We start from the raw sequence: 8,902 nt of genomic DNA, 5'->3' as shown, positions 1-8,902 counted from the left end.
GTATTAGGCACGCCGCCAGCGTTCGTCCTGAGCCAGGATCAAACTCTCATAAAAAAATTTGAAACGATCTAAGATCGTTAAGCTCTTAATTGACTTCGCTCGCATTACTGCTTGCTGTTTTGTTTTTGCTTCTATCTAAATAGAAACACCTTACACTATTGGTTCGTTTGCTTGCTTTGTTCAGTTTTCAAAGGTCTACTTGTACGATTTTTTGTTATTTTCCGAATCGACAACTTCATAAGTATACATCATGTTTTGTTATTTGTCAAACGTTTTTTTAATTAAATTATTTGTTAAATCAACGTTTTTTAAATACGTTTTGCAAAACACTTTGTTATAATATCATCAGTTATCGTATAAGTCAACAACTTTATTTCGTGTAATTAAATCACGTTTCTTCAAAAGAAACAACTTAGCTATCATAGCATCTTATATTCAATAATGCAACTATTTTCTATTCTTTTTCTGAAATAACTTTTAAATCCATTTATAACTAAAAAAGAGTGATCAAATCAATGATCACTCTTTTTATTCTTCTCTTAGCGAGCGATGCGGATCTTGAATTCGTTTGAATAGTTTTTCCATATCTGCATTGCTAAAATGAATCAATACTGGCCGGCCGTGCGGACAATTAAATGGATTGCTGCATTGAGCCAATTCTTTCAATAAAATACGCGCTTGCTTTTCATCTAGATAATGATTGGCCTTAATTGATTGTTTGCAACTCATCATAATTGCTGTTGCCTCTCGAAACTCTTTGATTGAAATATATCCTAATTCTAAAAACATTTCTACCAATTCGCGGATCGTTTGCTCTTCTTTCCCTTTTAAAAACCAAGCAGGATGTTCACGGATAACAAAACTGTATCCTCCAAACGGCTCTAACATTAATCCAATTTGTTCAAAAACGGCTTTCGCTTCTACTATCTTAAGGTATTCATTTGAAGGATATTCAATAACGATTGGAACTAAAAGTGCTTGCCGATCTGTTGTCACGTCTCCAATTTGTTCACGGAAGAGTTCATATTTGATTCGTTCTTGCGCTGCATGTTGATCGATAATATATAATCCTTCTTGGCTTTGTGCAAACAAATATGTTCCATGCATCTGACCAAAATATTCTAATACTGGAAACCGCTCTTTAGTGATCGGTTCGTCTACTACTCGCTTGATCATTTGCGTTGTCACTTGTGGTGTTTTGTGCAACGAAGAGGACTCTTTATCGTCTGTATCGGCTACTTGATCGTTTATAGACATTGGTTTTTTTGATAGTATCTCACGATTTTTTTCTAATCGAAATTCATTTTCTTCTATTATAGTAGAAAAATCAGCCTTTTGATCTTCTTTGATTGAATTTGGTACATAGAACTCACCAGACCGTGTGTCATAAGCTAAACGATCTGACATCGGTTTTTGTGGCATTTCTAATTCGATTTGTTCTGTTTCTGGTAGTTTTGGTTTAGCAAATAATTTATTCTCATAAGCGTTAGGAATCAAGTTCTCTTCTTTTAACGCGTCGCCAATGCTTTTTTTGAGTAATGTCACCAATTCTGCTTCTTTTGATAAGCGGACTTCTTGCTTAGTTGGATGTACGTTGACATCAACTAATAAAGGATCCATCTCAATTTCAATAATCGCGATTGGAAAACGCCCTACCATCAATTTCGAACCGTATGCTTGCGTGATCGCTTTATTGAGCACAAAATTTTTAATGTATCGACCATTGATAATCGTTGAAATATAATTGCGGCTAGCTCGAGTCACCTCAGGTAGAGAAATGTACCCATGAATATTAAAATCCAAATCATTGCCTTGAATTGGGCGCATTTTTTTCGTCGTCTGTAAACCATAAACACCTGCGATTGCCTGTTTTAAGTCTCCATTACCACTAGTACGCAACATTTGATTGCCTTCATGAAATAAACGAAAGGCGATGTTTGGATGACTTAGTGCTAGACGATTGACGATGTCACCAACATTGGAAAGTTCTGTCTGAATCGTTTTTACATATTTCAAGCGTGCTGGTGTATTAAAAAATAAATGTTCGACCGTAATTTTAGTCCCTTGGCGCATCGCTGCTTTCTCAAATGTTTCTTCTTTTCCACCAACTAATACGAGATAGCTTCCAGATTCTTCACTTGAGACACTCGTTTCGATCGTGACTTTTGCTACTGAAGCAATACTTGGCAAAGCTTCTCCACGAAACCCAAGTGTCCGAATACGAAATAGGTCTGCTTGATGATAGATCTTACTCGTCGCATGACGTTTAAATGCTTGTTTGACGTCTTCTTGTGCAATCCCTTCACCATTGTCGACAATCTGAATCTTTTTTAACCCTGCTTCTTCTAGATAAATATCAATTTGAGTACTCGCTGCATCGATGGCATTTTCGACTAGCTCTTTCACCACCGAGGCAGGACGTTCAACTACCTCACCAGCCGCAATCTGATTGGCTAACTGTTCGGAAAGTTCTAAAATTTTTGCCATACTTGCCTCTTTTCTTCATGCTATGATTTCTTTAATTGTTGTTGCCATTTCACAACTTGCATCATTACGTCGATCGGTGTCATCATCGATACATTCAGTTGATTTAATTCACTTAACACCGGATTATCTTCTGCAAATAAATCCAATTGCTCAACAGGTTTTATCTCCGTTACAGCAGCTGGTTTCGTAACTGGTTTAGCAACTGGTGTCGTTGTTTCTAAATCGGATAAGATCGTCGTCGCACGTTTTAAAAGTACTTCAGGTAGTCCAGCGATTTTTGCAACGTGGATACCATAACTTTTATCAGCAGGCCCTTCCATCATTTTATGCAAGAATACGACTTCACCATTTTCTTCTAAAGTACCTACATGTTGATTGACGACTTGTGGCAAGGTTTCTGCCAATGCAGTCAATTCATGGTAATGGGTTGAAAACAATGTTTTTGCTTGTACATGTTCGTGAATATACTCAATGATTGCTTGCGCTAGCGCAATTCCATCATACGTAGCCGTCCCTCGTCCTAATTCGTCAAATAAAATCAGACTATTTTTGGTTGCATATTGTAATGCTTGATTGGCTTCCATCATTTCAACCATAAAGGTACTTTGGCCTGCAATCAAATCATCGCTTGCACCGATTCGAGTGAAGATACGATCAAATATCGGCATCGTAGCCGATTGCGCTGGTACAAAGCACCCGATTTGCGCCAAAATCACCGTTAACGCCAGCTGACGCATGTATGTACTTTTCCCAGACATATTTGGACCGGTAATCAGCGAAATCATCGTGTCTTCTTCCATAATCAAATCATTGGGGACATATTCTTGTTTGCCCAGTACTTTTTCAACTACAGGATGGCGCCCATTTTTGATTTCTAATTGATGGGCGTGGGTCAATGTCGGTTTTACGTATTGGTACTGTTCACTCACTGTAGCAAAGCTTTGCAAAACATCTAACGTACTGATCGCTTTAGCTAATTTTTGAATTCTAGCGATCGACGCCTTGATTTGTTCACGCACCTCTAAGAATAAACGATATTCTAACGCGGTTGATTCTTCTTGTGCTTCTAGGATCATTGTCTCGATTTTTTTTAATTCTGGTGTGATAAATCGTTCCGCATTGGACAAAGTTTGCTTACGATCAAAATACTCTGGTGGTGTAAAGGTCACTAAATTCGCTTTTGTGATCTCAATATAATACCCAAATACACGATTATAGCCTACTTTCAAGTTTTTGATCCCCGTCGCTGCACGCTCTTTTGCTTCTAGATCAGCTAGCCACTGTTTTCCATTGCGCATCGTATCTCGGTATCGATCAAGTACAGGATCAAATCCTGTTTTGATAACATTGCCTTCTGTGATCTGTAACGGCGCTTCTTCATTAATAGCTTCTTGAATCAAAACAACTAAGTCTTCTAACGGCGATAGTTCTTCTAAAAGTTCATAAAATACTTGTTGGTCTAACGCTTGCACCGTATTGCGAATAGCTGGTACTTGTTCTAGTGAATGGCACAGTTGCAATAAATCACGCGCATTGACATTCCCAAAAGCGACACGCCCAGCTAATCGTTCTAGATCGTACACACCTTTTAGTTGTTCGATCAGTTCGATCCGTTCAAAAAAAGCATTGAGCCATTGCTCAACTTGCAATTGACGACGTTCGATCGCTTGTTGATTAATTAAAGGATAATCGATCCACTGTTTCAACAAACGTCCGCCCATCGCTGTTTTTGTTTCATCTAGCAGCCATAATAACGTTCCTTGTTTTTTACCCGAACGCATCGCTCTGGTTAATTCTAAATTCGCTTTTGAATAATGATCCATCTTCAAAAAATGTTCAGGTTGATATTGCTGTGGGACTTGCAAGTGATCTAGTTGTCTTTTTTGTGTCCGTTCAAGATACCCAAATAATAAAAAGAGCGCTTGTCGCTGTGCGATCGAGTCGATTGCTTCCATCTGTTTTGTGCGCGTTTCTTCAATTACTTGTTGTGAAAAGACAATCCCTAAACGTTGGTTTAATTTTGTTTTGATCGCATCTTCTAGATCTGCGATAACCATTTCTTTCGTCTGTAAGGCACTTGCTTCATCTAACAATACAGAAATATCTGTAAAACTAGTGACCTTGATCTCACCCGTACTTAGATCCACATAGGCAAAACCAAATTCATCCTCGTATTTCACGCAAGCGGTTAAGAAGTTGTTTTCCTTTGAAGACAACCCTTTTCCATCCATGACTGTCCCTGGTGTCACGAGTTGGACAACTTCTCGCTTGACCATCCCTTTAGTGGTTTTAGGATCCTCGACTTGTTCACAAATCGCAACTTTATATCCTTGCTCAACTAAAGTATCGATATAGCCTGCTGCAGCGTGGTGTGGCACGCCACACATTGGAATCGGATCGGTTGCATTTTTATTCCGACTAGTTAGTGTCAACTCTAATAGTTGCGCAACAGTTTGTGCATCTTCATAAAAGAGCTCGTAAAAATCACCTAGACGATAAAACAAAAATGCATCAGGATAGTCTTTTTTGATTGAAAAATATTGTTCCATCATTGGAGTATGTTTAGTCTTTTGAGGCATCCAATGGTTCCTCCTCGATTACATGATTTACTTTTTTTTGTAGTGTTGTTGTAACGTATTGCAACAATTCATTTGCTTCGTATAATACATCGCGGTAACGAACAACTAACGGATGTTGATCATAAGTAGCTTGTAGTTGCTCGATTTCTTTGATTGCGATTTTTTCTGCTTCTGGTTTATCATAATGTGCATACTGTACTGCATCTTTTTGCGCACGCTTGATTTGTGCTTCTAATTCTTTCAAGGCAGTATTGTTTTGCGCACGCAATTGTACTTCTTTGAACTCTCGAATAATTGGATGTGACGCAATCAATTGCTCTAAGATTTCTAGTTCTTTTTGGATTGACTCTTCCATCGACTGCCTACTTTCTTATTCCATTAATGGTCGATCTTCGCTAATTTGGAATGCTTCGATTTTTTTAGCTTTCCCTGTTTGCGGATCTAGATCGATCACACAAGCGCTCAGTAAAGCACGCCCCGTTTCCACGACTTCAAAACGTCTGGGCAGTGCTGTCATAAATTTTTCGATGACCGCTTCTTTTTTCATCCCCAATACGCCATCATAAGGTCCTGTCATCCCAACATCACTCAAATATGCTGTCCCCTTTGGTAAAATACGCGCGTCATTGGTTTGTACATGTGTATGCGTCCCTACTACAGCTGAAACCCGACCATCTAAAAACCAACCCATTGCTTGTTTTTCACTTGTTGTTTCACCATGAAAATCCACAAAAATAAACGGTGTCCGTTTTTGTGCCTGTGTAACGAGTTCATCGATCACGATAAATGGATCGTCAATTGGTGTCATAAAGGTTCGCGCTTGTAAATTGATTACAGCCAATTCGATTTGATTTACTTTGACATACACCAAACCCGTACCAGGTGTTCCTTTAGGAAAATTGGCTGGACGTAACATTTTTTTAGCAGTCGGGATAAATTCAAAAATATCACGATTATCCCAAGTATGATTTCCTAATGTGATTACATCGATACCATCTTGCAAAAATTTCTTATAGATTTTTTCTGTGATTCCGCGACCACCTGCAGCATTTTCACCGTTGGCGATCGTAACTTGTGGCCGATACTTCTTTTTCAACTTTGGTACATATTCAGAAATCGTATCTCTTCCTAATGATCCTACAACATCTCCAATAAATAATAAACGCAAACTTTAGCCCTCTTCTTTCTAGTTTCCCGATAGTCTTCATCAGCTATTATAAAGCTTTTGAGTATGAAAAAAAAGGATTGCTTCTTTAATGAAAGCAATCCTTATAGTTTAAAGCGATAGCGGGCGTTCATCTAATTCGTGGACGATAGTGCGAAAATCTAAAAAACCAGCGTCCAAGCCACGTAGTAACACCTCAGCAGTTCCGATATTCGTCGCTAGCGGAATCTCATAAACGTCAGACAAGCGGATCAATGCGGTTACGTCTGGTTCATGTGGTTGAGCAGCTAGGGGATCTCGTAAAAAGATGACTAGATCTAAGCGATCCTCAGAAATCATCGCTCCAATTTGCTGATCTCCACCTAAAGGACCCGATTTAAATCGATGGACCGGTAAATTCGTGGCTTCTTGGATTTTTTTACCCGTCGTTCCAGTTGCAAATAATTCATGCTTTTCTAAAATCGGGCGATAAGCAGATACTAATCGAATCATCATCTCTTTTTTGCGGTCATGTGCAATCAAAGCTATTTTCATCTTATACGCTCCTTATCCAATCAAGTTTAACTGTACCAACGCTTGATGAATCCCATCGTTTTCATTGGTATCTGTTACAAAATTAGCACATTTTTTCACTTCTTCTTTCGCATTTCCCATCGCGATGCCGACACCTGCTTGACTAAGCATCTCGATATCATTTAACCCATCCCCAAACGCAATCGTATCTTCTCTAGCAATCCCTAAATGATTGGCTAAAAATAATAACGTTTTTGCTTTGGAACCGTGTTTTGGAATAATATCGACACATTTTGGATGCCAACGAACGAAACTCAATCCTTCAAAAGCCGCTTCATCTAGTGGGTATGCCTCATCGTAAAAGGCTAATCCTTGATAAACAGTCTCATTATAATGGAACTGCTCGTCATATTCAGGTAAATGTGAACCAAAAGAATGCATCGCTTCTTCCATTTTGGCTTCATCAAACGCCGTGATCCGCTTGGTCTCATCTAAACTAACAAATGCAGTATCGATAGCATCTTGATGTAACTTTTCTAAACAAGGCGCAAGCTGATCGACAGATAGTGGTTGTTCAAATACTATTCGCTCTTTATGTAGTGCGACTGAACCATTACATACGATCGCATACTCAAATCCCAGTGTATCGATTACTTCTTTGGCAAGTAAATGATTACGTCCTGTAGCGATCGTCACAGCATGACCTTGATCTTTTAGTTGTTGGATCGCTTTAATCGTACTTTCAAGCGGTTGTTTTTGTTCATCTAAAAGTGTTCCATCTAAATCAAAAGCAATTAATTTTCGTTTCATCCTGACACTCCCTCCTACACATATCTTCATGATAACGGAATGTAACCGTTATTTCTAGTCAAAAGAAAAAAGAGTGTCATCTGACACTCTTTTAATCCACATAACGAGATTTTGAATTGTTTAACCAAGCATAAACTAGTCCCATGACCAATCCACCACCGATATAGTTTCCTAAAAAGGCGAAAAATAAATTATGAGCCACACTTCCAATTGTCATTGAAGCCATTGTTCCTTTAGAAATAAAGAACGCTAATGAGAACGCTGGGAAGTTGGCGATCACGTGTTCATAGCCTAAGAAAGCGAAAATGAAGATAATAAATACGATAGCCATTACTTTTCCGGCATCATCTTTCATCCGCATGCTTGCTAATACGGCAATATTTACAACGATGTTAGCAAACATCGCTTCTACTAAGATCTGTAAAGTAGACTTATCTAACTTGCTGGCAATCGATTCGATTAAGTACTCATTTGCATGCATATCTAAAAATGGTCCTGTCAATGACATCAAATAAGCAAAGATGACACCACCGATTAAATTGAATAAAATACATGAAAATAAAATCTTGGCTGCATTGCCGATACCGATTCGTTTACGGTAGACACCGACCGTCATGTATAACATATTCGACGTTCCAAGTTCTGCATTCATATATAAAATCATCACAAGTGACCAACTGAACATAAATGCGTAGAAGAATTTACCAGATCCTGGAGCGATGTGTTCTGCTTTAATCGCAACAGCAAAGGCAATCCCAGTACCTAATGTTAAAAACAAACACGCTAACATGGCACGAACCGCGTAACGTAAGTAACTGTGCTCGATCAAGTCCATTTTTTTCTCGATCGACAAATCAATTTTCTCAAACAATGGCGAGATTGGATTCATGAGTTTTCCACCTTTATCTTTATACTTTTTGTCTTTCCTTACATTCCTATTCTAATAACCTTTCTCTGATTTGTAAAGTAATTTGTGAAAAAAAACACGAATGATTTTATAATGAATCTTTTCTGTAAGGAAATAGTAATTGACAATATACGCTAAAACACAGTATACTAATCTTTGTGTAAAATAATGCAGCAGGAAAATAATTATCCATCCCTAGTTTGTTGCCCGCAGAGGTTCAATTGTGTAACCGCGGCTGCAAAGGTGAAGATTGAAGAACAAACTACATGGTAATGAAGTTTTCAACGGATTATTTTACTCCAAACAAATAAAATTTATTGGAGGAAACATTTCATGTCACGTTATACAGGCCCATCTTGGAAAATTTCTCGCCGTTTAGGCATCTCATTATCAGGTTCAGGTAAAGAATTAGCTCGCCGTCCTTACGCACCAGGACAACAC

7 protein-coding genes and 1 pseudogene are annotated in these 8,902 nt (G+C 38.4%); 1 reads left to right on the top strand and 7 read right to left on the bottom strand.

Features of this window, described 5'->3' with window-relative positions; translation table 11 throughout:
• Positions 1-528 precede the first annotated feature (528 nt).
• The 7 genes from mutL to QZ413_RS00165 all read right to left on the bottom strand — a co-directional run bounded on the left by mutL (position 529) and on the right by QZ413_RS00165 (position 8,443).
• Entirely contained in the window at positions 529-2,487 is a 1,959-nt protein-coding gene (gene mutL, locus QZ413_RS00195) for a DNA mismatch repair endonuclease MutL (protein ID WP_297074426.1), read from the bottom strand.
• 20 nt (positions 2,488-2,507) lie between these two features.
• A complete protein-coding gene (mutS, locus tag QZ413_RS00190; protein ID WP_297074425.1) occupies positions 2,508-5,066 on the bottom strand; it encodes a DNA mismatch repair protein MutS in 2,559 nt (852 codons plus the stop codon).
• Positions 5,050-5,421, bottom strand: a complete 372-nt coding sequence (locus QZ413_RS00185) for a YlbF family regulator (protein WP_297074423.1) — start codon at positions 5,419-5,421, stop codon at positions 5,050-5,052. Before QZ413_RS00185 ends, mutS begins: the two co-directional genes overlap by 17 nt.
• 15 nt (positions 5,422-5,436) lie before the next feature.
• On the bottom strand, positions 5,437-6,234 hold the full coding sequence (locus tag QZ413_RS00180; protein WP_297074421.1) for a TIGR00282 family metallophosphoesterase: 798 nt from the start codon (positions 6,232-6,234) through the stop codon (positions 5,437-5,439).
• 108 nt (positions 6,235-6,342) lie between these two features.
• Positions 6,343-6,765: a methylglyoxal synthase gene (mgsA, locus tag QZ413_RS00175; protein ID WP_297074420.1), complete on the bottom strand. Its 423-nt coding sequence runs from the start codon at positions 6,763-6,765 to the stop codon at positions 6,343-6,345.
• 12 nt (positions 6,766-6,777) lie between these two features.
• The gene (locus QZ413_RS00170) at positions 6,778-7,554 is read right to left on the bottom strand and encodes an HAD family hydrolase (RefSeq protein ID WP_297074419.1); all 777 of its coding nucleotides are present in this window, start codon (positions 7,552-7,554) and stop codon (positions 6,778-6,780) included.
• A 91-nt stretch (positions 7,555-7,645) separates the two neighbouring features.
• Complete coding sequence (locus QZ413_RS00165; protein ID WP_297074417.1) at positions 7,646-8,443, bottom strand: formate/nitrite transporter family protein; 798 nt, start codon at positions 8,441-8,443, stop codon at positions 7,646-7,648.
• 351 nt (positions 8,444-8,794) lie between these two features.
• Here QZ413_RS00165 and QZ413_RS00160 point away from each other — a divergent pair.
• Positions 8,795-8,902: pseudogene (locus QZ413_RS00160) on the top strand (30S ribosomal protein S4); the annotation flags it as partial.

Source organism: uncultured Enterococcus sp., from assembly GCF_913775425.1.
Lineage (GTDB): Bacteria > Bacillota > Bacilli > Lactobacillales > Enterococcaceae > Enterococcus_G.
The sequence above is the reverse complement of the archived record's forward strand: the minus strand, read 5'-3'. Positions and strand labels throughout refer to the sequence as shown.

Bases quoted from the DNA above. Each gene is read 5' to 3' on its own strand.
- mutL (WP_297074426.1), bottom strand. From the start codon at position 2,487: ATGGCAAAAATTTTAGAACTTTCCGAACAGTTAGCCAATCAGATTGCG.
- mutS (WP_297074425.1), bottom strand. From the start codon at position 5,066: ATGCCTCAAAAGACTAAACATACTCCAATGATGGAACAATATTTTTCA.
- QZ413_RS00185 (WP_297074423.1), bottom strand. From the start codon at position 5,421: ATGGAAGAGTCAATCCAAAAAGAACTAGAAATCTTAGAGCAATTGATT.
- mgsA (WP_297074420.1), bottom strand. From the start codon at position 6,765: ATGAAAATAGCTTTGATTGCACATGACCGCAAAAAAGAGATGATGATT.
- QZ413_RS00170 (WP_297074419.1), bottom strand. From the start codon at position 7,554: ATGAAACGAAAATTAATTGCTTTTGATTTAGATGGAACACTTTTAGAT.
- QZ413_RS00165 (WP_297074417.1), bottom strand. From the start codon at position 8,443: ATGAATCCAATCTCGCCATTGTTTGAGAAAATTGATTTGTCGATCGAG.